This is a genomic window from Vibrio pomeroyi (genome assembly GCF_024347595.1).
GTDB classification, from domain to species: Bacteria; Pseudomonadota; Gammaproteobacteria; order Enterobacterales; family Vibrionaceae; genus Vibrio; species Vibrio pomeroyi.
Genome location: NZ_AP025507.1, coordinates 540811 through 562698 on the forward strand (window position 1 = coordinate 540811; position 21888 = coordinate 562698).

General features: G+C 44.4%; 20 protein-coding genes. 10 read left to right on the forward strand and 10 right to left on the reverse strand.

Features of this window, described 5'->3' with window-relative positions; translation table 11 throughout:
* Positions 1 to 158: 158 nt before the first annotated feature.
* The 3 genes from OCV12_RS18615 to ulaR all read right to left on the reverse strand — a co-directional run bounded on the left by OCV12_RS18615 (position 159) and on the right by ulaR (position 2413).
* A complete protein-coding gene (locus OCV12_RS18615; protein WP_132981751.1) occupies positions 159 to 401 on the reverse strand; it encodes a hypothetical protein in 243 nt (80 codons plus the stop codon).
* Between the two features lie 68 nt (positions 402 to 469).
* On the reverse strand, positions 470 to 1537 hold the full coding sequence (gene ulaG / locus OCV12_RS18620; protein ID WP_261886861.1) for an L-ascorbate 6-phosphate lactonase: 1068 nt from the start codon (positions 1535 to 1537) through the stop codon (positions 470 to 472).
* Positions 1538 to 1657: 120 nt separating this feature from the next.
* Positions 1658 to 2413 carry an HTH-type transcriptional regulator UlaR gene (gene ulaR, locus OCV12_RS18625; RefSeq protein ID WP_019827029.1) on the reverse strand — a complete coding sequence of 252 codons (756 nt, stop codon included), beginning with the start codon at positions 2411 to 2413 and terminating at the stop codon, positions 1658 to 1660.
* 340 nt (positions 2414 to 2753) lie between these two features.
* On the opposite strand from ulaR, the gene OCV12_RS18630 reads away from it, so the two are divergent.
* The 6 genes from OCV12_RS18630 (at position 2754) to OCV12_RS18655 (ending at position 8308) form a co-directional block, all read left to right on the forward strand.
* Positions 2754 to 4592, forward strand: coding sequence for a PTS ascorbate-specific subunit IIBC (locus OCV12_RS18630; RefSeq protein ID WP_261886862.1), 1839 nt, complete (start codon positions 2754 to 2756; stop codon positions 4590 to 4592).
* A 65-nt stretch (positions 4593 to 4657) separates the two neighbouring features.
* Positions 4658 to 5125 carry a PTS sugar transporter subunit IIA gene (locus OCV12_RS18635; protein WP_019827025.1) on the forward strand — a complete coding sequence of 156 codons (468 nt, stop codon included), beginning with the start codon at positions 4658 to 4660 and terminating at the stop codon, positions 5123 to 5125.
* 10 nt (positions 5126 to 5135) lie between these two features.
* Positions 5136 to 5834, forward strand: a complete 699-nt coding sequence (locus OCV12_RS18640) for an L-ribulose-5-phosphate 4-epimerase (RefSeq protein WP_261886863.1) — start codon at positions 5136 to 5138, stop codon at positions 5832 to 5834.
* A gap of 110 nt (positions 5835 to 5944) precedes the next feature.
* Positions 5945 to 6766, forward strand: coding sequence for a pyridoxal phosphatase (locus tag OCV12_RS18645; RefSeq protein WP_261886864.1), 822 nt, complete (start codon positions 5945 to 5947; stop codon positions 6764 to 6766).
* 4 nt (positions 6767 to 6770) lie between these two features.
* The gene (locus OCV12_RS18650; RefSeq protein WP_009845897.1) at positions 6771 to 7418 is read left to right on the forward strand and encodes a 3-keto-L-gulonate-6-phosphate decarboxylase UlaD; all 648 of its coding nucleotides are present in this window, start codon (positions 6771 to 6773) and stop codon (positions 7416 to 7418) included.
* Between the two features lie 8 nt (positions 7419 to 7426).
* Positions 7427 to 8308, forward strand: a complete 882-nt coding sequence (locus OCV12_RS18655; protein WP_261886865.1) for an L-ribulose-5-phosphate 3-epimerase — start codon at positions 7427 to 7429, stop codon at positions 8306 to 8308.
* 162 nt (positions 8309 to 8470) lie between these two features.
* Here OCV12_RS18655 and OCV12_RS18660 read toward each other — a convergent pair whose 3' ends face one another.
* Complete coding sequence (locus OCV12_RS18660; RefSeq protein ID WP_009845895.1) at positions 8471 to 8680, reverse strand: hypothetical protein; 210 nt, start codon at positions 8678 to 8680, stop codon at positions 8471 to 8473.
* A 282-nt stretch (positions 8681 to 8962) separates the two neighbouring features.
* Here OCV12_RS18660 and OCV12_RS18665 point away from each other — a divergent pair, with 282 nt between their 5' ends.
* The 3 genes from OCV12_RS18665 (at position 8963) to OCV12_RS18675 (ending at position 12965) form a co-directional block, all read left to right on the forward strand.
* Entirely contained in the window at positions 8963 to 10135 is a 1173-nt protein-coding gene (locus OCV12_RS18665; RefSeq protein WP_261886866.1) for a glycerate kinase, read from the forward strand.
* 288 nt (positions 10136 to 10423) lie between these two features.
* A complete protein-coding gene (locus OCV12_RS18670) occupies positions 10424 to 11875 on the forward strand; it encodes a catalase (protein ID WP_123309551.1) in 1452 nt (483 codons plus the stop codon).
* Between the two features lie 217 nt (positions 11876 to 12092).
* Positions 12093 to 12965, forward strand: coding sequence for a patatin-like phospholipase family protein (locus tag OCV12_RS18675; RefSeq protein WP_261886867.1), 873 nt, complete (start codon positions 12093 to 12095; stop codon positions 12963 to 12965).
* A gap of 100 nt (positions 12966 to 13065) precedes the next feature.
* Here the strand turns inward: OCV12_RS18675 and OCV12_RS18680 are convergent, their stop codons facing one another.
* The 3 genes from OCV12_RS18680 to OCV12_RS18690 all read right to left on the reverse strand — a co-directional run bounded on the left by OCV12_RS18680 (position 13066) and on the right by OCV12_RS18690 (position 15481).
* The gene (locus OCV12_RS18680) at positions 13066 to 14061 is read right to left on the reverse strand and encodes a 2-hydroxyacid dehydrogenase (RefSeq protein WP_261886868.1); all 996 of its coding nucleotides are present in this window, start codon (positions 14059 to 14061) and stop codon (positions 13066 to 13068) included.
* 222 nt (positions 14062 to 14283) lie between these two features.
* Positions 14284 to 14616: a DUF1971 domain-containing protein gene (locus OCV12_RS18685; protein ID WP_048660978.1), complete on the reverse strand. Its 333-nt coding sequence runs from the start codon at positions 14614 to 14616 to the stop codon at positions 14284 to 14286.
* Between the two features lie 61 nt (positions 14617 to 14677).
* Entirely contained in the window at positions 14678 to 15481 is an 804-nt protein-coding gene (locus OCV12_RS18690) for a ferredoxin--NADP reductase (protein ID WP_261886869.1), read from the reverse strand.
* A gap of 338 nt (positions 15482 to 15819) precedes the next feature.
* Between OCV12_RS18690 and OCV12_RS18695 the strand changes: the two genes are divergently transcribed.
* Entirely contained in the window at positions 15820 to 16764 is a 945-nt protein-coding gene (locus tag OCV12_RS18695) for an acyltransferase (RefSeq protein WP_261886870.1), read from the forward strand.
* Positions 16765 to 16875: 111 nt separating this feature from the next.
* Here OCV12_RS18695 and OCV12_RS18700 read toward each other — a convergent pair whose 3' ends face one another.
* From OCV12_RS18700 to glgX, 3 genes are all read right to left on the reverse strand, one after another.
* Positions 16876 to 17598 carry a tRNA (adenine(22)-N(1))-methyltransferase gene (locus OCV12_RS18700; protein WP_261886871.1) on the reverse strand — a complete coding sequence of 241 codons (723 nt, stop codon included), beginning with the start codon at positions 17596 to 17598 and terminating at the stop codon, positions 16876 to 16878.
* Between the two features lie 153 nt (positions 17599 to 17751).
* Positions 17752 to 19494, reverse strand: a complete 1743-nt coding sequence (locus tag OCV12_RS18705; protein WP_261886872.1) for a sensor domain-containing diguanylate cyclase — start codon at positions 19492 to 19494, stop codon at positions 17752 to 17754.
* A gap of 241 nt (positions 19495 to 19735) precedes the next feature.
* Positions 19736 to 21721 carry a glycogen debranching protein GlgX gene (glgX, locus tag OCV12_RS18710; protein ID WP_261886873.1) on the reverse strand — a complete coding sequence of 662 codons (1986 nt, stop codon included), beginning with the start codon at positions 21719 to 21721 and terminating at the stop codon, positions 19736 to 19738.
* Positions 21722 to 21888: the final 167 nt, after the last annotated feature.

The window sequence follows — 21888 nt, forward strand, 5'->3', positions numbered from 1 at the left end:
ATATTATTAACGAATAAACACGCTTAATTGTAAGAATTATTTTTATCGAGTGGATTAATAAATGCTTTCTGTTTCGTTTTATTCATCAGGTGAATGACTTTCGTATTCAATTGGAATAACAGTTCTCTCCGATCTTTATTTACTCGGAATATGAGCGGTTAGAGATGTTGGATATCTATTGAGTGGTAAGGAAAACCGATCGCTTTTGCCGCATTCAACAGCGCCTGTTGAGTCTTAAATACTCTGGGTTGCATCTTTCTATCAGATTCAAGAAAACTGTTCACACCCCACTGATTGCTTTTCACCATTAAGTAATAGCCATTAGCACAAGGCGAAACAACACCAATAGCTGCTTTCAAATCGCCACGACTAAAGTGATTCTTAAATTCGCGTAATACCATATCAATGTCCTTATTCGATGATGAAAAAAGGGAGCGAATCGCTCCCTATTTAAAGTGGTTACTAATGATTACAAGAATGCGCGGTATGGCAGTTCTGGGTCATTTTTGAAGATGTCAGCAAAGCCGCGGAAGTGTTGGTAGTGCATGCGACCTTTGTCTGTTGGGTAAGTGTATTTACCACCTACTTGCCAGAAGAAAGGAGCAAATGCGTATTGCAGGCGTTCTTTCTTCATGTTCCACAACATCTCGATTTCACGCGGGTCGTTTTGGAAGTTCGCCCAAATGTCGTGGTGGAACGGAACAACCACTTCACAGTTCAAAGACTCAGCAGCACGAAGAATGTCTGAAGATGTCATTTTGTCTGTTACGCCACGTGGGTTCTCACCGTAAGAAAGCAGTGCAACGTCGATCTTGTGGTCATTACCGTGTTTAGCGTAGTAGTTAGAGTAGTGAGAGTCACCAGAGTGGTAAACAGAGCCGCCAGTTGTTTCTACTAAATAGTTCACTGCGCGGTCATCCATGCCGTCTAGGATTTCTTTGTCTATAGAAGACGTTCCTTCTGGTAGTGTTACAAGTGCAGTACGGTCAAACGCATCCAGAACTTTGATGTTCACGTCTTTGATTTTGATCTCGTCGCCAACCTTAGCAATAACACAACGATCTTCTGGCACACCCCATTTCATCCATAAATCAACACACGCCTTAGGACCAATGAATTTAACGTGGTCGCCGCAGTTTTGTAGAACCGCCGCTGCAACGTTGATATCAATATGGTCGCCGTGGTCATGAGATGCCATAACAGCATCAATCTCTTTGATAGCGAAAGGGTCCAATGGGAAGATCGCGGTACGTAGGTTTGGTTGAAGTGCTTCCACACCGCCCATACGCATCATTTGGTGCTGGTTTTTCATTTTTTGAACGGCTTGTGTTTTTTTACCAGTACCACACCAGAAGTCCATTGATAGGTTTGCACCTTCTTCTGATTTTAGCCAAATACCTGTACAACCCAGCCACCACATAGAAAACGTTCCCGGTTGCACAACTGTTTGTTCAATCTCTTCATTTAACCATGTGCCCCACTCAGGGAATGTATTTAGGATCCAAGACTCGCGAGTGATTTCGTTTACATTGCTCATGATAATACCTTTTATTTCAATAATTTGATTGATTTTGGATGTAGGGAGCCGAGCGCCTTAATTTGGATTAAGGCACTGAGCTGAATTTATTATTATTGGGAGGGCAGGTTGCCCTGTGATTTAAACTAAGATGACTTGCGTCCCTTGAGCTTCAATCTGTTTAACAACTTCTGGATTGGCGTCTTTACCGGTGATGACGATGTCTATTTGCTTGGTATTGCAAAAGAGCATTCCGGTGCGTTGTCCAACCTTTGAACTGTCGACCACCACCACGAGTTTATCGACCTGTTCAAGCATTTGCTGTTCAGCGACGGCTGTTAACATGTCGGCTTTGTATAACCCGGCGTCAGTTAAGCCTTTGCCTGAAGTGAACATCCAGTTTCCTGCATAACCGCCTAGTGAATTAGGAGCTGGATTCAAAAAGATGTTCTGCGCTTTGTTGTATTGACCGCCAATGATGATGACATCGTCATGATCCTCATTGATCAAGTAGCTTGCGAGTGGGAAGTAGTTCGTTACGATTTGAACGTCATCTCCACATAGCTGTTGTCCAAGTAGAAAAGCCGTAGAACCGCAGTTGATTACGACTGTATCACCCGACTGACAAAGTCCAGCGGCTGCTTGTGCAATCTCGGATTTCTCTTCATAGAACTCAGTGCTGTTGATATTCAGTGGTGACCACTTTCTTTTCTGAGTTTCTACTCTCTCTGCCCCATTTCGAATCTTTCGAAGTCGGCCTAGCTCATCTAATTTAGCGATATCACGTCTTGCAGTTGCTGGTGAAACACTAAATTTATCAATGATATGTGAGACGTTGATTGTCTGCATATCTTCTAACAGCGACACGATGCCGTTATGTCTTTGTACTTCATTCATATTTATCACTCTTTATGTCGTTGTGACAATTTGATGATTACTTTTGATTTGTTTTGATTCTAATAATCACCATCATGATTGTCAAACCACATCGATATAAAAATAGGATCTCAATCACAATGTTTTGTAAGTCATTGATTTTAATTGATTTGTTGTTTTTGTGTGTGATCCCAAGCTCAATTAGGCTCATTCCTAGTGTGGTTAATTGACATAAATCAAAGTAATCACAAGTGAGCATTGAATGATTACTTTTGATTGGTAAAGTCTAGTTCGTGAGCAAAACTTAGAATCATCACATCCTACAAATCATTAAAATTAAAAACTAACCAGGGGTAAAGATATGGAATTCTTATATGATATTTTCTATATTTTTTACAGTCAGGTAATGACCAAAGCACCGTTGCTACTCGGTCTTGTTACTTGTCTCGGCTACATCCTTCTAAAACGTGACGCAACAACTGTTATCTCCGGCTCTATAAAAACCATCGTTGGTTTCATGATAGTGCAGGTAGGTGCGGGAACATTGGTAGCGGGTTTCAAACCAGTTATCGAAAAAATGAGTGAAATACATGGCTTGACGGGCTCGGTGATTGACCCGTACACCTCCATGATGTCTACCATGGAAACCATGGGCGACAATTACTCTTGGGTTGGGTATGCAGTATTACTGGCACTTGGGCTGAACATTCTTCTTGTTGCCTTCCGTCGTATTACGGGTATCAGAACCATCATGCTGACTGGGCATATCATGTTCCAGCAAGCTGGCCTTATTGCTGTTTTCTACTTCGTGCTTGGCGCAAGTATGTGGGAAACCATCATATACTCTGCAATATTAATGGCGTTGTACTGGGGTATTTCGTCAAACATCATGTTCAAGCCGACTCAAGAAGTCACTGGCGGGGCGGGTTTCTCGATTGGTCACCAACAACAGTTTGCTTCATGGGTAGCCACCAAGGTTGCACCGAAGCTTGGCGACAAGAACGACAGTGTTGACCACATCAAACTGCCTAAGTGGTTACACATTTTCCACGACAGTATCGCTGCAACAACGTTAGTGATGACTGGCTTCTTCGGCATTATTCTTCTTTCGTTCGGTCTTGATAACCTTCAAGACATGGCAGGCAAGACTCACTGGCTTATCTACATTTTCGAAACGGGTTTGAAATTCGCAGTTGCGATTCAAGTTATCGTAACCGGCGTTCGTATGTTCGTAGCTGAATTGTCTGAGGCCTTTAACGGTATCTCACAACGCCTTATTCCAAACGCTGTTTTAGCAATCGATTGTGCGGCTATTTATGCCTACTCACCGAACGCAATGGTATTCGGTTTCATGTGGGGTGCTGTTGGTCAATTCACGGCAGTGCTTGCAATGCTCGCGTTTGACGCACCAATCATGATCATCCCTGGCTTTATCCCAATGTTCTTCTCGAACGCAACCATCGGCGTGTTTGCTAACCACTTTGGTGGCTGGAAAGCGGTGATGAAGATCTGTTTCGTGATGGGCATCATCGAAGTGGTTGGCTCTGCGTGGGCAATCCATATCTTCGCTCAATCAGGTACTGAGTTTAATGGCTGGATGGGTATGGCTGACTGGGCTCTCGTATTCCCACCGATCATGCAAGGTATCTCAAGCTCTAGCATGTTCTTCTTTGTGATTTTGGCTTTGGCAGGCATCTACATGTACTTCGCTTCTAAGCAACTACGAGCTGAAGAAGACGCAGAAGCTGCTGCTGAAACAATGACGGCAGTAACGCCTGAAGGCATTGAGGTTGAAGTTGCGGTACCACAACAATCGACAGCAATTGCTGATGCACCATCGGCTTCTGCAACGGCTGCTTCTACAACATCAGAAAATCGAGTGTCGCCAGCAGCTGATCAGAAACCGGTTCGCGTTCTAGTGTGCTGTGGTTCTGGGCAAGGTTCTTCAATGATGTGCTCTAAGAAAATCAAAGAGTACTTGGACAAGAAAGGCATCCCAAGCACGACATTCAACAGCGCTATCACCGATTACAAATCGCACCTTGGCTCATTCGACATCATCGTTACTTCGGTTGCTCTTGCAGCGAAGATCACGGGGCTTCCTGAAGGCAAACAACAGTTAGCAGTGAAGAACATGATTATGGTGAAAACCTTCGGCGACGAGCTTGTTTCCATCATCGAGAATAACTTCCACAAATAATGAAAATGGCTCAGTGGCATCGCGCTACTGAGCCAATAAAAACAATTATATAAGTGAGCAATAACATGAACCTAAAAGAATCTCTTATCCAAAACAACTCTATCCTACTTAACGCTAAAGCGGCTGACTGGAAAGCGGCGATCAAGCTTGGTACTGATGCATTGGTGAAAGCGGGTATTGCGGAAGAGCGTTACTACGACGCGATTACCAAAGCGATTGGTGAAGAAGGCCCTTATATCTGTATTCACGATGCGTTCGCACTGCCGCATTGCCGCCCTGAAGACGGTGTTATTCGTACTGGGTTTGCGCTAACTGTGCTTGAAACACCAATCATGTTTGAAGGTGTTGATGAGCCTGTAGATGTGTTGATTACGCTAGCGGGTAAAGACTCAGAAGAGCACATCGAAGGCACTATGCAAGTGGCGAACTTGATTGAATTCGATGAAGACTTCTCAAAACTTCGCGCGTGTAAAAGCCCAGAAGAAGTGGCGCGTTTAATTGATGCTGCATTGCTTCAAGCGGAAGCGGCGTAAGGAGGCAACGATGTCTAAATATAGCCAATTGAAACAACGTGTTTTAGAAGCCAATTTGCAACTTCCTAAATACGGTTTGGTGACTTTCACTTGGGGAAACGTCTCTGAGTTTGATCGTGATAACGGTGTGATAGCCATTAAACCATCGGGTGTCGAGTACTGCGATATGACCGCTGAAGATATGGTCGTCGTCGATCTAGAAGGCAACATTGTAGAAGGGAAGCTTAACCCTTCAAGTGATACTGCGACTCACTTAGAGTTGTACAAAGCTTTCCCTGAGGTCAGTGGCATTGTTCACACGCATTCACGCAGTGCCACGATTTGGGCCCAAGCCGGTATCGACATTCCAGCGTTGGGCACTACGCATGCAGACTACTTCTACGGTGATATTCCATGTACGCGTCGTTTATCTCACTCTGAAATCTCTGAAGAGTACGAGAAAAATACCGGCCTTGTGATCATTGAAGAGTTCCAGCAGCGCCGAATTGATCCTATGGCAGTTCCAAGCGTGATTGTTGCAGGACATGCGCCATTTTCTTGGGGTAAAGACGCTAACGACGCCGTTCATAACGCGGTGGTACTAGAGGAAGTGTCTGCAATGGCATTGGCAACGCGCACTTTGAACAGCGGCATCAAAATTCAGCCAGAGCTGTCAGACAAACACTACCTGCGTAAGCATGGTGAAAATGCTTATTACGGCCAACAGTAAATCGGCTTTTGTTTAAGTAAGCCGTTTAAGTTTGCCGTTTAACGAGTTTCGATTCTAAGTAGTTTCGATATTGATTAGGCCTGATTTCAGGGAATAAGTGAGAGGACTCTATGTATAAAGTGCTGGCGTTAGATCTCGATGGAACCGTGTTAAAGGATGATCACACGATTCATCCAGAGGTAAAAAAGGCGATTCAAGAAGCCAAACAAAGTTGTCATGTCGTGGTTGTTACAGGTCGACACCACACAGCTGCGCGACCTTACTACTACGAATTGGGGTTAGATACGCCAATCATCTGCTGTAACGGCACTTATGTTTATGACTATGAGACTGAAACGGTACTGACTCAAAACGCCATAGAGAAAGATAAGGCGCTGACCTTCATCGATATGGCTGACGAGTTTCAACTCAAAATGGTCATGTACATCACACATGCGATGACGTACTCACAGTACAACCCATTTGCTTACATGCTGGCGTTGGAAAGCTGGGCGGAAACCGCACCGGAGCAACACAGACCTCAAATATACCAAGTGGAATCATTCACTGAAGCGGCTCAGCAAGCTGAACACGTTTGGAAGTTTGTGGTGGAAGGCAGCCAAGACTCAGTAGACCGTTTAATGCAACACCCATGGATAGAAGAGAACTTCAACGGTGAACGTTCTTGGTCAAACCGAATTGATTTTGCTGCGAAAGGTAACAGTAAGGGCCTACGCCTTGCTGAATACATCGCAGACCTAGGTTATCAAGCCGCTGACGTTATAGCTGTCGGTGATAACCACAACGACATATCCATGCTTAAGTACGCAGGATTAGGCGTAGCGATGCTCAATGCTGATGACATCGTCAAGTCACACGTTCAATGCGTGTGCTCAACAGATAACAACCATGATGGCTTAGCCCGTCTAATACGTGAACAAATTAAAGGATAACAACATGACTAAACCAATGATTCAGATCGCCCTAGACCAAACAAACCTTCCTGCTGCCATTGAAGTGGCAAACAACGTTGAAAGCTTCGTTGATGTGATCGAAGTGGGCACTATTTTGGCGTTTGCAGAAGGGATGACGGCGGTTTCTACGCTTCGTAAAAATCACCCAGACCATATCCTTGTGTGCGATATGAAAACAACAGATGGTGGCGCTATTTTGGCTCGCATGGCATTCGAAGCCGGCGCTGATTGGATAACGGTTTCTGCAGCTGCACACATCGCAACCATTGGTGCATGTAAGAAAGTCGCTGACGAATTTAACGGTGAAATCCAAATCGAAATTTACGGCAATTGGACAATGGATGACGCTCAATCTTGGGTCGACCTAGGTATTTCACAAGCGATTTACCACCGTTCTCGTGACGCTGAATTAGCCGGTGTGGGTTGGACAGAAGAAGATCTTGTGAAGATGCGTGCATTGTCTGAAATGGGTATCGAGCTTTCTATCACCGGTGGCATCGTGCCTGAAGACCTATACCTATTTGAAGGCATTAAAGCGAAAACCTTTATCGCAGGCCGTGCACTTGCGGGTGACAAAGGTAAAGAAACAGCAGAAGCACTAAAAGCTCAGATCGATCGCTACTGGAACTAGGAGGCGTTATGTATCAAAACCTGTTACGCCACCGTGTAGGGCTTTATGAGAAGGCCCTACCTAACGAACTTAGCTGGGAAGATAAGCTGGCAACAACCAAAGAACTCGGCTTTGATTTTCTTGAGATATCGGTAGATGAATCAGACGAGCGCCGTAGTCGTTTGGATTGGAATGACGAGGAAGTGTATGCCTTACGTCGCCTGTGTGAAAAGCATGGTGTACCTCTGCAATCTATGTGTTTAAGCGCGCATCGTAAGTTCCCATTTGGTTCAGCAGATCCGGTGATTCGTGAGCAAGCGGTTATCCATATAGAGAAGGCGATCTCGTTGGCTTATAAGTTGGGTATTCGCACCATCCAACTCGCTGGCTATGACGTCTACTATGAGCCTGCTGATAAAGTGACTCACCGGAGGTTCATTGAAGGAATGAAGCTTTCAGCGCAGTTGGCTGAAAGATCGGGCGTAATGCTTGCTGTGGAAATTATGGACACCGATTACTTGAACTCTTTGAGTAAGTTCGAAGTGTTGAGTCGCGAAGTTAATTCACCGTATTTCACGGCGTATCCGGATGTGGGCAATATCTCTGGTTGGAATTACGACATAGTGACTGAGCTAAAACTGAGTAAGCCTCATATCACTCAGATCCACCTCAAAGACACTTATAAAGTGACTGACGAGTACAAAGGGCAGTTTCGAGACTTAGTGATTGGTGATGGTGAAGTTGACTTCAATGCCATTTTTGAAACGTTGAAAGAGACTGAGTGCGTTGTGCCACTCGTGATCGAGATGTGGGCTCAAGATGAACGTTGGAAAGATAATATACGCACGGCACAAAAACGCTTGAATGAAGTGTGTGTTCAGACGGGTGTTCCGATGTTGTTTGACCACTAGCTCTATTTAGGATGCTTAACGAGTTTCTCTTTGCGTTCTCCATGTTCCTAACGAAAAGAGAAAATGCAGCATATTGCCCCCAATATGCTGCATTTTTATATCAACATGTCGCTCTAAACTTTTGAAGCTGAAGTTCTGTCAATTTTGAAATAGTGGCTGCGTTTAAACAGCGATCGTCACGTGATCACGACCCACTTCAGCCATCTGAATGAGGTAGTCTGTGTGGTACTTCTTCTTGATGACGATTTGGCTACCGATTTCAGCAACAATCTTTACCACTTCTAACGCATCAGAAGGATGCAATGAAGAATCTTTTGAAATTTCGATATTAACGCCTAAATTTGCCAATTTGATGATGTCGCTAGAATGCATGGTCGTGTCCAAGGTATTTGATTTTCGTGGACTATATCATTATCGATTTATTTAACTCTACTCTACCAAGTCTAAAGTTTCGGTCGATGTTCTCAAACTATGATTCCAATATGTAAGTAGTCGATCTCTCTCACAAACTGGGTGGTTCAATCTCTGCAACGTGATGTGTCTACTAATTCCTTTATATACTGCCCCTATTAAGTGATTAGCTTGCTGATCTTCAATAAGGGCATTTTTGGATCGGGCACTCATCAAAACTAATATTCTTTTGGATCTCTCAGTATGAAAATTGTTATTGCACCAGACTCGTTTAAAGAATCTCTATCTGCTGTATCGGTGGCGGCGTGCATTGAAAAGGGCTTTCGTGAAATCTTCCCTGGCGCTGACTACGTGACTTTGCCTTTGGCTGATGGTGGCGAAGGCACAGTAGATGTATTGCTACAAGGTTTAGCAGGACAAAAGCGAACACATCAAGTGGAAGGGCCATTGGGCGCATTGGTTAATGCTGAATGGGCGATGCTTGAACCATCCGATCGCAATCCCAACAAAACGGCATTGATTGAAATTGCTGCCGCATCTGGTTTGGATTTGCTGATGCCAGAGCAGCGTGATCCTTTGGTAGCTTCGTCTTTTGGTACTGGGCAGTTGATTTTGGAAGCGATAGAGCAGGGTGCTCAAACCATCATTCTAGGGTTGGGTGGCAGTGCGACCAACGATGGTGGTGCCGGCATTGTACAAGCGTTAGGTGGACGCTTGTTAGATAGTACAGGACAAGAGCTTAGCCGAGGTGGTGCTGCGTTAGCGGAGTTAGCATCTATTGACCTTACTGATCTAGATTCACGCTGTGTTGATATCGAGTTAATCGTCGCGTGCGATGTCGATAATCCGCTGTGTGGTGAAAACGGTGCCAGCCATATATTCGGCCCACAAAAAGGGGCAAGCCCAGAACAAGTTGTGATGCTGGATAAAGCGCTTGCGAACTTTGCTCAAATTGCTGAAGCGCAAGGTTGTGTTAGTGGCGATGAACCCGTTCACAAGCACGCTGGTTATGGCGCGGCTGGTGGTACGCCGATGGGACTGGATTTGCTATTCAATATGCAGATTAAACCCGGCATTGAGATGGTACTTGATGTATTACAAGCTGATGAAGTGTTGAAAGGCGCAGACCTTGTGATTACCGGCGAAGGGCAGATGGACAACCAAACCTTGCAAGGAAAAACACCTTATGGCATTGCTAAACGTGCGAGCTTGCAAGGTATTCCGACTATAGGGATTGCCGGGTCATTAGGCACTGAAGTCGAAGCGCTTTACGGTGAAATGAGTAGTTTGTTCGGAACGGTAAGAGCGCCACAAACTTTAGAAAAAGTATTACAAGAGGCAGATCTTAACTTAACGAGAACGGCAAGAAATATCGCTGCGACTTTACGGTTAGGTCACAAAATATCGCAAAATTAGTGAGTTGTGATGAGAAAGGAAGAACCTTAGAACTAGTTCATGAAGTCGTGTAAGTTCATGATTATTATATTCTAAATATTATCATCAATATTAAATGATTATGATTTAGATCATTAATTCGATAGGTTTTATCCATGATAACGATAATTACAAACGATTATATTTTACTTTGAGTCAGGCTTATTCTATATCCTTAATTGCTGCGTGGTTTTGTGTGATGAATAACCACCATACAGAAGTGAAGGTGCAGCAAAGATGCTGTACCTAAATGGTAATAAGGAATTGATGATGAGTAAAAAACTAACTACAGCTGCGGGTTGTCCTGTTGCTCATAACCAGAATGTTCAAACTGCGGGCAAACGTGGCCCACAACTTCTTCAAGATGTTTGGTTTTTGGAGAAATTGGCCCACTTTGACCGCGAAGTGATTCCAGAGCGTCGTATGCACGCGAAAGGCTCAGGTGCTTATGGCACATTTACCGTTACACACGACATCACAAAGTACACCAAGGCAAAACTGTTCTCTGAAGTAGGCAAAAAAACCGACTTGTTTGCACGTTTTACGACAGTAGCGGGCGAGCGTGGCGCGGCTGATGCAGAACGTGATATTCGTGGTTTTGCATTGAAGTTCTATACCGAAGAAGGTAACTGGGACATGGTAGGTAACAACACGCCCGTGTTCTTCTTACGTGACCCGCTTAAATTCCCAGATCTAAACCATGCCGTGAAACGCGACCCCCGCACTAACATGCGCAGCGCGAAGAACAACTGGGATTTCTGGACCTCTCTACCTGAAGCGCTTCACCAAATCACCATCGTGATGAGTGATCGTGGTATCCCTGCGACTTACCGCCATATGCATGGTTTTGGTAGCCATACATTCAGCTTTATTAACGCAGATAACGAACGTTTCTGGGTTAAGTTCCACTTCAAATCTCAGCAAGGTATTAAGAACTTGTCTGATGCTGAAGCGGCACAAGTGATCGGCGATGACCGCGAAAGTCACCAACGTGATTTGCTAGACAGCATCGATAACCAAGACTTCCCTAAATGGACACTGAAAGTACAGGTGATGCCAGAAGCGGATGCGGCGAAAGTACCATACAACCCATTCGATCTAACTAAGATCTGGCCACACGCAGATTACCCATTGATTGAAGTGGGTGAGTTTGAATTGAACCGTAACCCACAAAACTTCTTCGCTGAAGTTGAGCAGTCTGCATTCAACCCTGCAAACGTGGTTCCGGGTATCAGCTTCTCACCAGACAAGATGCTGCAAGGTCGCCTGTTTGCTTACGGTGATGCGCAGCGCTACCGTTTGGGTGTTAACCATCAGCATATCCCAGTGAACGCACCTCGTTGTCCTGTACATAGCTACCACCGTGATGGTGCAATGCGTGTTGATGGTAACTTTGGTAGCACACTAGGCTATGAGCCAAACAATGAAGGCCAATGGGCAGAGCAACCAGACTTTGCAGAACCAGCATTGAACTTGGATGGTGCGGCAGCGCACTGGGATCACCGCGAAGATGAAGATTACTTCTCACAACCGGGTGACCTATTCCGTCTGATGACACCAGAAAAACAAGCGATTCTGTTTGATAACACAGCTCGCAACCTAGGCGGCGTGCCTAAAGAGATTCAACTGCGTCACCTAAGACACTGTTACAAAGCCGACCCTGCATACGGCGAAGGCATTGGTAAACTGCTTGAAATCGATGTAAGCGAATTTAAGTCGTAATCAATAAACTTGATTAGTTAAATGAAAGGCCGTTGAGTGAATCACTCAATGGCCTTTTTTGATCTCGCGACTCATCAAATCACCCTAAATCATTGAAAAGTTGAACTATCTATATTGATAGCTTTTACCTATCGAATTGATAAATCTATCCCATTATCTTTATAAGATGGACGGGATTATCCTACGGCTATCAGTTTATAAAGTAGTAGAGTTTGAGATGAGTAAAAGCGCATTAATCGTTGAAGGTGGGGCAATGAGAGGCATCTTCGCAGCCGGAGTGTTGGACGCCTTTATGGAAGATGATTTCCGTCCTTATGATTTTGCCATTGGCGTATCTGCGGGTGTGTCCAATTTGGTTGGTTACTTATCTCAAGCGCCCAAACGCAGTTACAACGTGATTACTACGATGGCGACCGATAAAACCTTCTTCAACCCAGCTCGTTTTGCCAAGGGTGGTAACTTGGTAGACGTGAAGTGGTTATGGAATGAATCAAACCAACGCTACCCGCTTGATTGTGGTGAGATGTTTTCAAGTATCCCACTGATTGCCGCTGTGACTAATGTGGATACAGGCAGTGCCGATTACTATCACATTAAGCCAGAAAATCTTTCTAATGTGGTTGAAGCAACAACGGCTTTACCTATCGCTTACCGTGAAACTCCGTGCTTCTCTGGCGGTTGTTATACCGATGGTGGTGTTGCGGATTCGATTCCAGTTCGCGAAGCTTATCGCCGTGGCGCGCGCGATATTACCGTGATTCTTTCTCACCCACTTAGCTACCGAATGAAGCCGCAGAAGTATCAGTGGATGTTGAAAAAACTGTTAAAGAAATTCCCAAACATTGCGGAATCGATGGCGGTACGTGCTGAAAACTACAACCAATCTTTGGAGTTCATTCGTAATCCGCCAAAAGATGCGACCATCAAGGTGATTGCCCCACCGGAAACGTTCGCGGTTAAGCGACTGACTATGGATCAAAGCATCTTGGATACAGGTTATGAGATGGGTGTGAAGGCAGGGGAAGAGCATCTGGCGATTCGAAAAGGTACTTACGGATTAGACATCGAGGATTGCCACTTCTGCATCTAATTCTGTTTTCTATATTGGCATAAACCAAAAAGCCACGCTGCTCACTTAGGAATAGCGTGGCTTTGTATTTGTAGATCTAGTTTGTTATTAAATCAGCTCGTTATTGAACGAGTTCGTTGCCGCTGGTTTTGCCTGCAAAGAAAGCGTCAACGCTGGTTAGCGTTGTATTGGCAATGTTGAACAGAGCATCTTTGGTCAAGAAAGCTTGGTGACCTGTGAACAGCACATTGTGACAAGCAGATAGACGACGGAATACGTCATCGACAATCACATCGTTAGATTTGTCTTGGAAGAACAGCTCTTTCTCATTGTCATACACATCAAGGCCAAGCGCGCCAATCTTACTCTGCTTAAGCGCTTCGATTGCTGCGGTTGAATCTAGCAATTCACCACGGCTGGTATTGACGATCATCACGCCATCTTTCATTTTCTCAAATGCAGTCGCGTCTAATAGATGGTAGTTCTCTTTACTCATCGGGCAGTGCAGAGAAATCACGTCAGACTCTTGATAAAGCTCATCCAGTTCCACGTATTTAGCACCCAGTTCAACGGCTAATGGGTTTGGGTATGGGTCGTAGCATAGGATGTTCATGCCCAAACCTTTCAGAATACGCATCGTTGCTAAGCCAATCTTACCTGAACCGATTACACCCACGGTTTTACCGTGGAAGTTAAAGCCTACTAAGCCTTCAAGGGAGAAGTTCGCATCACGAGTACGTTGGTATGCCTTGTGCAGCTTACGGTTCAAACACATCATCATGCCGACTGTGTGTTCTGCTACCGATTCTGGTGAATAAGCCGGAACACGAACCACTTGCAGGCCAAACTCTTTGGCTGCTTCTAGGTCGACTTTATCAAAGCCCGCGCAGCGCATCGCAATCAGTTTGGTGCCGCCTTGTGCAAGAATCTCTAGCACGTCTCGCGATAGGTCGTCGTTTACAAATGCACACACCACTTCATTGTCGTGCGCCATTTTTGCCGTGGTTGTAGTGAGGCGAAAATCATGGAAATGAAACTCAGCGTTGAGTTCGCCTTTCGCTAGGTTGAATGATTTTTCGTCGTATGATTTTGAGCTAAAAAAAGCAATGTTGAGCATGGCTTCCTCTCTTACCTAAAAAATGAATACCCCAATTATGTTTATTTGATAAGGGGTTAAAATTAACAACTTTGTTCAGTGTGCTAGAGTTTTTTTCTCTTGTCTATCACCATTAGTCATTGTAATGACTATGGTTATTTGGTTTTTTATCTTCACTTATTGAACGCTAAAAATCACACTACGAGGTAGCTTGCTTATAAGTTCATCAATATCGAATGGATCTTACTTGCGAGTGTTGAACATCTTCTTGGTTTCTTTTTCTGACCAGAAGTTAATGTTGAATTGTGCGTCGTCACTCAGCTCTACTCGATGCCAATATTGAGGTGGACTAGTGGCAAATTGCCCGGCTTCAATCGTGATAACATTTTCTGGTTCTGTTGCTTCTGCATCAGCAAAACCATAGAAGGTCACTGTGCCTTCCATTACGCAGATCTGGCCGAATACACCTTCTGCCGTATTGTGATGGTTAAGGAGTGCTGCTGGTATATTGTCTTTGGTGAAAAACGGTGTTGAACGTTGAATTTTCCAGTGTGACGGAATACGTAAATGACTCATATAAACCTCTTATCTAACTGTTCTTTGAAATGGGTATTTCTATGTCGTAGGTGAGCAATCTTTACCAATAATTCTCACTACTGAATTGACCAGGCTTTCTACGTAAGTGCTTTTCGAAACCTAAGCTGGTTAGTGCTTCACTTGTGTCACGAACCATTTGCGGATTGCCGCAAAGGTAGAAGAAGCTGCAGGTTTGATTGAAAGCGACAGACGCGGCTTGCTCAAGGTCGCCTCCAAGTAACAAGCTTGGGATTCGTCCGCGCAAAGCTCCGGTGACTGATTCTCTAGAAATAATTGGCACATATTTAAGTTTCCCTTGAAAGTGATCGACGAGTTGAGTGATACGGTCTCGATAAGTCAGGTCTTGTTCTGTTCTTACGGCATGAACCAATACAAGGTTGTTGAATGAGGCTGCTTTTTCGGAAGCCAGTCCATTCAGTTGTTGGATCTGCATGCTTTCGAGCATTGAGATAAATGGGCCCACCGCGGTTCCGGTTGAAAGCATCCATAGATCGTCGGCGATCTCTGGGATCTCATCCAATGTCATGAAGCCGCTTGGGTCTTTGCCGACCAATATGTCATCGCCTACCTTCAATTCATGAAGCTGAGGAGAGAGCTGACCGTTTTGATCCTTAATAATCAAAAACTCTAGATGCTGATGACCTTGCTCGTGTTCCGGCGCATTAACCATGGAATAAGCACGTCTCACGAACTCATCTTCGCTGTTTAGTAGACCGAGCTTAGTAAACTGACCTGCCTGATAGGGGGAGACAGGAGCACTGACTTGGAGTGAGAACAATTGCTCTGTCCATTCTGTCTTGTGTAGGACTTTTCCGGTTACCAAACCATGGGGAATATCTGTCATATCATCACCTTTAAGAAGAGAAGTTATCTCATTAAGGATACTCAACTATTTACACTTTGGAGTTGCATGTAGCATGCCAATAATGAGAATGCTTATCAATACTGGTTTTGCGAATGAAATTAACTGTTATTGTGTCAAAAAGACCCCTCTACAACTTAGTCAAAATGACTCAAATATGTAATTTTTATCTGCGTGGTGCGTTGTTTTGGGGATCTAGAGCCGAGCTTTAGCAAAGTCTGCAGAGTGGTTTGACCCCTGAAGTATTGCACTAATAACTAAAGAGAATAATTTGTAGATGCGTATAATGGCGGCTTTCGATCTCAATATAGCCGTGTTTTATGCTTGATAATCTTCGTATGGCCTTGAACGTGTTGTTCGTGACCATCAATACCGCAATGACTGCGTTTACCGTGAGCTTCTTTGGCCTCATCAAACTGATCCTGCCAATCTCTGTTGTGCAAAAGTCGTGTACTCGTTTAGCTAACTTCACATTCTGGTGTTGGGCTTCGCTCAATCTTTGGATGTTGAACGTGAATAATGACATCGAGTGGCAAGTGGAAGGCGGGGAAGATATCTCGACTAAACAGTGGTATTTGATGATGTCAAACCATCTGAGCTGGGCGGATATTGTGATTTTGTCTTCTATCTTGAAAGACAAGATGCCGATGACGAAGTTCTTCCTTAAGCATGAACTGCTGTATGTACCTTTTGTTGGCTTGGCCTGCTGGGGCTTGGATATGCCATTCATGCGACGTCACTCACGCGAGTTTTTGCTACGCAACCCAGAGCGTCGTAATGATGATTTCGATGCAATCAACAAAGCGTGTACTAAGTTCAAGCTAGCGCCGACAACATTAGTTAACTTTGTGGAAGGAACGCGTGCCAACCACGACAAACTGGCGACAGCGAAAACTCCATACCGACACCTATTGAAACCAAAAACCGGCGGTGTGGCGTTTGCTCTCTCTGCAATGGGGCCAATCTTAGATGGCATTGTGGATGTCACATTGGCTTACCCTGAAAACCAAGTCTCTCCGTTTGAAGATATGCTGAAAGGCAAAATGACCAAGGTGGTGGTGCGTATTAAATTGCACCCGATGGACGAGAACGTAAACGGTAATTACTTTGAAGATAAAGCGTTTAAACGTCGCTTCCACAGTTGGTTAAACAACACGTGGAAAGAGAAAGATGCTTATCTTGATACGGTTTACGGGGTTGATACGCCCTCTGAGGTTGAAACGATTGATGAGCCAGATGCGGCTCATAAGAAACAAGAGCAGTAAGCTCAAACCTAAACGACAACATTAGAAAAAGCCGATAGTTCATTGAACTATCGGCTTTTTTATTGAATTGGTTTTTTCAGAAGTAAGCGAGAGAGTTAGTGCTTACTAGCGTTAAATGGCTTGGTACGCATCGATGATGTGTTTCACTTCACTAGGCTTACCTTGTTTCTCTTGGCCTTGATGAATACGTAAGTAGTGCTGCAGTGTTTTGGCTTTGTACTGCTGAGATACCGTCATTTGTTCATCACAACTCGGTGTCCAGATCTTGTCACCCACGTTTGAAATCTCACGAACAGCTCGGCTCTTTTCAGCTTCGCCTGAGTTATTGCTGACCAATAAAATTTCGTAGTAGCGGTGGTTCTCTTCAATCAACACTTCATCAATAAGGCCGAAATTGAGCGACTTTAAATGACTTCTTAGTTCGAATTGCTGATGCACAGGGCACAGCAAGAAATCGATCGCTTTGTCTGGGTGTTGACGGTGAATATCATCGACTAGTTTCTGAGTTAGATCCCCACCCACACCCGCTATGATAACCAAGTGTCTGCCAGTGTGCTTTTCCAATGGAATAGTTGCGACATCTAGGCAGTAGACTTGCCATTGGCTAGTGACCTTTTGCTCTAACGTTTCATCTTGGGGAAAGTAACGCGTTAGCTTGCCTTCCAGTTCATTCATCAGAGACGGGACAATATCGACAAAGTGAATATGAGGGGCTTTGTTATCCGACAACAATTGAACACCCAAGAAGCCATGATCACAGCAACAGTCCCAAATATGTTGGTAGTCATTACTGACAAGAGAGTGGAGAGTTTGCAGTCGGTTACTTAGCTTCATAAGGCTCGTGTCGTTAGAAAAGGATATTGTTTTATCGAACGCGCATTGTAATGACTTTCCGTAAAAACAAAAGCACCTAGGGGATGAATCCTAGGTGCTTTGTTGTTATCGGTATCGTGCCAATTGGTCCGATATGAGTGCGTTAGCTCATGTCTATGATGCTTTAGCGACAGCTCTGATGTGACCTTCCACTCGATTTTTACCAAGCTGCTGCGCAATCAGCTTGGCTTGTTCCGCGAGTGCCAAAGCAGAATCACGTTCGCCTTCTATGTGCGAGAACCCGACACTGACACCCAACGACAATGTGATGTCTGGGGTCACAATGGTTTTCTCCGCAACACCAAGTCGGCACTGATCCAGTTGGAATTTTGCATCTTTGGCATCATTCGCTTTGAACAAGACGGCAAACTCTTTACCTCCAATGCGAGCTAAACAAAGTCCTTTTGGTTTAGGGAAGTAAGAACGCAGCGCTTCTGCAGTCAGCTTGATCATCTTGTCACCAACCGCTTCACCGTAAGCTCGGTTTACATGGTCAAAGTTATCGATATCAAGCAGAGCCACATAGGTGTCAGGCTTGTTTGCGTAATTCTCGACCGCAATGTTGAAGCTGCTTTTGTTGTCTAACTGTGTCATCAGGTCCTTGCTGCTCAATTGATGTTGAAGTAGTAAATTAGATAATGAGACTTCGGTGTAATCTCTGATCATTCTTAGAATGCTCTGGCTGATCGGTAAGTTGGCGTTTAGGTAAATCACCGCGATCAACTGTTTACGAGAGTACAAAGGAATACAGTAATGACGTTGATGTATTTTGAGTTTACGTGCCAATGGATCGGCGTACTTTCCGCTTCTGTAAGCCATGGTGTTCGGAGCAAAGCGCTCCGCTAAGGCATCATCACAATACACCGTTGACTTGTTTCCGTGGTAGTCGATGGTACTGAATGAGTGGCTCTCAGGTTGATACAGACAGAATTGGATGCCTTTATGATAGGTAAAGCTATCCAAGATGGATTTCAATTTACGCTTAAAGCTAGCAAGATCTTCCACTTTATTCAGTCGAGACAAAGAGACGTTTAAACGGTAAGCCAGATAGTTTGCGCCAATCCACAACAGAAGCAATGAGCCAAGCACCACGCCCGTTAACGTAAATTGGTGCGAACTGGTGAGGATGTCATGGCGATCAGTGCCTGCGATGAATACCCAGTTCAAGCTGTTGTCTGCGTCAAATACCGATATTTTGAAGTTATCTTGATAGTAGTATTCGTGTTTACCGACGGTTTCACCGAGTGAGAGTTGATGACTGATTCCTGCATGATAGCTGATGGACTTAGAGCCGATACGTTTCGGATCAGGGTGAAAAACCAATCGCTCTGTCGCTCTATCCACTACGAACACATAACCATGGTTAAGGGTTTTTAAATCTCTTAAGCCTTGCGTGGTGTGTAGAAGATCAAACTCAATCCATATTTCCTCGTTCAACCTTTCGGCAGTGTGCTTAACGGCGAACACCCAACGACCATCTGCCTTTTGGTAAACGGAAGAGATATAGAAATCTTCAACAACACTGTCTATTGAATGCCATTGAATTGCTGATATCTGTTCATTTGATAGAGGCAAACCTCGAGTGGAAATGTAGTTTTGAAATTGAGGTTGGTATCGAATGATATCGGAGAAGTTAGGCGTTCTTTTTAGAATGTTATCGCTGAGTTCGCGAAATTTTTTGTCATCAAAGCTGCTGGCTTGAGGTAAGCCTAGGCTGGTTTCTAGGAAGTAAAGCTTGCCAAATACCGCTTCGATGTTGGAACGAATAGTGGAGCTAGCAATGCGGATATTTGATGATGATTGGTTGGTTGCTGCAGTCTCTACAATTTCTAATTGAGCTGCTGCTAGGTAAAGCATTCCTCCGGTTAATAAGAGTATGTATGGTTTGAAAAGCCGAATAAGTGTTTTAGGTAAAGCCATGATATCCAAAGACGTAATAGATTCATTTTTATAGTACGGCCATACTAAACAGTTTTCTTAATCACAGCAATGCAAATGATTCCATATAAATGAATGAGTTTTGTGATATTCAGCTAACAAAAAAGCCAGTTACAAATATAACTGGCTTTTATGATTTTTGATGTTTTATTGAGCTGACTTAGCTTTTAACTTGGATTGACTCAGTCTTACCTGGCGAATAATGCAAAATAGCCATCGAAGTTGGCGATAACAGCATTTCACCTTCAGCATGACCCGGTTTTACATTTCTCAGGTTGGTATCACAAATGGTCACCCAGTTTTGATCGCGATCCTTAGGTAATGCGAAGCGTGCAGGGGCGTTGGTTTGGTTGATGAGATAAATCAGTTCGTCGCCGTCTTTGCCGATACCAAGATGCAGTGCTACTGAACTTAAGCGGTTCCAATCATCATGCTCCATCAGCGTGCCATCGACACGGCTCCAGAAGATGCGGTTAGAGTTACGTTTTTCGCCACTGAATGCCTTAATAAATGGCACCATGTATTGCTGACGAGCAGAAATCATTTCCGATAACCAAGTCTTGAAGTATGTCTTGCGCTCAGAATCTTCCCAGTTAAGCCAGCTTGTCACACCATCTTGGCAGTATGCGTTGTTGTTACCCTTTTGAGTATGGGATAACACGTCTGCTGTCAGGATATGCGGAATACCGAAGGCAAACAGCAGGCTGGCCATGAAGTTACGTTTCTGCTTTTCACGGGTTGCAATAACCAATAGGTTTTCGGTCTCGCCCTCTACACCGTAGTTTTCAGAGCGATTGTCACCGTGCCCATCGCGGTTGTTCTCACCATTTTCCTCATTGTGCTTGTGCTTGTACGAAACAAGATCTTGCATGGTGAAGCCGTCGTGGTAAGTGATGTAGTTGACGGTCAATTTGTACGGCCAGTGCGCAGCGCTGTAGATGTCACGTGAACCCATCAAGCGAGTCGCAAACTCTTTCAGGTAGCCTTGGTCACCGCGCCAGAAGCTACGAGTGATGTCTCTAAGCTTGTCATTACACTCATTCCAACCTAGCGGGAAATTACCGACTTGATAACCATTAGGTCCAATATCCCAAGGTTCTGCGATTAGCTTAGTTTCTTTCAGTACCGGATCTTGAGCAACGGCTTTAAAGAAAGCAGCCTCAGGGTTGTAGTTGTCACCTTCTCGCCCCAGTGTTGCAGCCAAATCAAAACGGAAGCCGTCGACTTGGTACTCACTCACCCAGTAACGAAGCGTATCCATGACTAAGTTGAGTGCAGGCTGGTGGGTGAGGTCGACCGTATTACCACAACCTGTGAAGTTCGCGTAATGACAACCATGCTTGATGTAGTAGCGGCTATCTAACGCTTTTAGGTTGAAGGTTGTACCGCCTTCACCACCTTCAGCGGTGTGGTTGTACACAACGTCTAGAATGACCTCGATACCATTGCGGTGCAGCTCACGAATCGCAGTCTTAAGTTCCGTAACCGCGTCTTTCTCTGCATAGCGAGGGTCTGGCACCATGAACAAATATGGGTTGTAACCCCAGTAGTTCACTTTCCCCATATCCAATAGGTGAGGTTCGTGCATACATGCTGCAATAGGTAAAAGTTGTAGAGAGTTGATGTTTTGCTGTTTGTAGAACGCAAGCATTTCAGGACTGACTAATCCCAAGTAACGGCCTTTAGTATTGGTCTCTACTTCTGGATGAAGTTGAGATAAACCTTTTACATGGGTTTCAAATAGAACGGTCTCTTCACGGCTAATTCGCGGCTTTTCCACGTCTTGCCAATCGAAGGTGTCATCGACAACGACACATTTCGCCATCGCAAAGCTCTTCTCATTGCTATAGGGCGTAACGTAATCGAGCGGTTCGCTTATTGCTTTCGCGTACGGGTCTGAAAGTAGGATAGGGCCATTGTCTGTTTCTGCAATGAAACCGTATTTTTGTCCTGCTTTAATACCTTCAATAAATACATATCTGATATCAGCGTATTCATTTTCCAATTTATAAGTAGTGAATTCATCGTTCTCATCAAAAAGAGCGAGAGAGAGAGATTTACAGTCAGGAGAATAAATTGAGAAGTTGCAGCCAGTGTTACCTAGCGTTGCGCCTAGCGGATAAGGGCGAGCGAGCGTTCTAGTCATTGCTTGATTTCTTGTTCGTTTATCAACATCAGTGAACTATAAGTAAAAAGCTTTGTCACAGTAAGGTCAAGCAACTTCACAGAATAATTACGGTTAAAAAAATAATTCATCGATGAAGTTCAAATTATATATTTGAAGTAGATCTCACTTATGCTGAATAATTAGAT

Coding starts and splice junctions, on each gene's coding strand:
- OCV12_RS18615 (WP_132981751.1), bottom strand. CDS start 401: ATGGTATTACGCGAATTTAAGAATCACTTTAGTCGTGGCGATTTGAAA.
- ulaG (WP_261886861.1), bottom strand. CDS start 1,537: ATGAGCAATGTAAACGAAATCACTCGCGAGTCTTGGATCCTAAATACA.
- ulaR (WP_019827029.1), bottom strand. CDS start 2,413: ATGAATGAAGTACAAAGACATAACGGCATCGTGTCGCTGTTAGAAGAT.
- OCV12_RS18630 (WP_261886862.1), top strand. CDS start 2,754: ATGGAATTCTTATATGATATTTTCTATATTTTTTACAGTCAGGTAATG.
- OCV12_RS18635 (WP_019827025.1), top strand. CDS start 4,658: ATGAACCTAAAAGAATCTCTTATCCAAAACAACTCTATCCTACTTAAC.
- OCV12_RS18640 (WP_261886863.1), top strand. CDS start 5,136: ATGTCTAAATATAGCCAATTGAAACAACGTGTTTTAGAAGCCAATTTG.
- OCV12_RS18645 (WP_261886864.1), top strand. CDS start 5,945: ATGTATAAAGTGCTGGCGTTAGATCTCGATGGAACCGTGTTAAAGGAT.
- OCV12_RS18650 (WP_009845897.1), top strand. CDS start 6,771: ATGACTAAACCAATGATTCAGATCGCCCTAGACCAAACAAACCTTCCT.
- OCV12_RS18655 (WP_261886865.1), top strand. CDS start 7,427: ATGTATCAAAACCTGTTACGCCACCGTGTAGGGCTTTATGAGAAGGCC.
- OCV12_RS18660 (WP_009845895.1), bottom strand. CDS start 8,680: ATGCATTCTAGCGACATCATCAAATTGGCAAATTTAGGCGTTAATATC.
- OCV12_RS18665 (WP_261886866.1), top strand. CDS start 8,963: ATGAAAATTGTTATTGCACCAGACTCGTTTAAAGAATCTCTATCTGCT.
- OCV12_RS18670 (WP_123309551.1), top strand. CDS start 10,424: ATGAGTAAAAAACTAACTACAGCTGCGGGTTGTCCTGTTGCTCATAAC.
- OCV12_RS18675 (WP_261886867.1), top strand. CDS start 12,093: ATGAGTAAAAGCGCATTAATCGTTGAAGGTGGGGCAATGAGAGGCATC.
- OCV12_RS18680 (WP_261886868.1), bottom strand. CDS start 14,061: ATGCTCAACATTGCTTTTTTTAGCTCAAAATCATACGACGAAAAATCA.
- OCV12_RS18685 (WP_048660978.1), bottom strand. CDS start 14,616: ATGAGTCATTTACGTATTCCGTCACACTGGAAAATTCAACGTTCAACA.
- OCV12_RS18690 (WP_261886869.1), bottom strand. CDS start 15,481: ATGACAGATATTCCCCATGGTTTGGTAACCGGAAAAGTCCTACACAAG.
- OCV12_RS18695 (WP_261886870.1), top strand. CDS start 15,820: ATGCTTGATAATCTTCGTATGGCCTTGAACGTGTTGTTCGTGACCATC.
- OCV12_RS18700 (WP_261886871.1), bottom strand. CDS start 17,598: ATGAAGCTAAGTAACCGACTGCAAACTCTCCACTCTCTTGTCAGTAAT.
- OCV12_RS18705 (WP_261886872.1), bottom strand. CDS start 19,494: ATGCTTTACCTAGCAGCAGCTCAATTAGAAATTGTAGAGACTGCAGCA.
- glgX (WP_261886873.1), bottom strand. CDS start 21,721: ATGACTAGAACGCTCGCTCGCCCTTATCCGCTAGGCGCAACGCTAGGT.